Below are 739 nucleotides of genomic sequence, written 5' to 3' on the forward strand. Positions count from 1 at the left end.
CGCCGACCTGCCGCGCCGCGCCTCGCCGCCGCCGGTGTTCACCCCCGTGCCGGTGTGCACCTGGACGGGCGCCTATTTCGCTATCAACGCCGGCTACGCGTTCGACGCCAGCAGCAACAACACCTCGAGCTTCGCCTTCCCGGCCCCGTCCGGCAACGGCACGACGGCCTATTTCGGCCAGCGCAACCAGGCAGGTTTCTCGGGCGGCGCCCAGGTCGGCAACAACTTCCAGTTCACCCCGTCCTCGGGCGTGGTCCTCGGCATCGAGTCCGATGCCCCGGACCTCGCCTTCGGCGGCAGCCGGAACAACGCCTTCATCACCGGCGCCGTCGCCCCCGGCTACTACGCCACCGACCCGCGCGGCCTGTAGAGCCTCGACTACTTCGGCACAGTGCGCGGCCGCCTCGGCTACGCCTTCGACCGCACCTTCGTGTACGGCACCGGCGGCTTCGCCTACGGCTCGGGCAGCGCCGACCGCTCCTTCGGCGGCTATGCCGGCAACGACAGCTTCCGCACCGGCTACGCGGTCGGCGGCGGCATGGAGTACGCCCTCCCGACCGACTCGTTCCTGAACTTCTTCCGCTCCTCGGCCGTGACGCTCAAGGTCGAAGGCCTGTACGTCAACCTCGACCGCAACACCCGCAACCAGGGCGCGTTCGTCATCAACGCCGCCACCAACTTCCCGGTGGCGTACAACACCCTCGGCCGCCGCTCCGACGAGTTCGCCGTCATCCGCGCC

General features: G+C 70.0%; 1 pseudogene. It reads left to right on the forward strand.

Features of this window, described 5'->3' with window-relative positions:
- Positions 1-739 (forward strand): annotated as a pseudogene (locus tag MKK69_RS25100) (outer membrane protein); the annotation flags it as partial.

Origin of the sequence: Methylobacterium sp. J-026, assembly GCF_022829585.1 — a bacterium.
Lineage (GTDB): Bacteria > Pseudomonadota > Alphaproteobacteria > Rhizobiales > Beijerinckiaceae > Methylobacterium.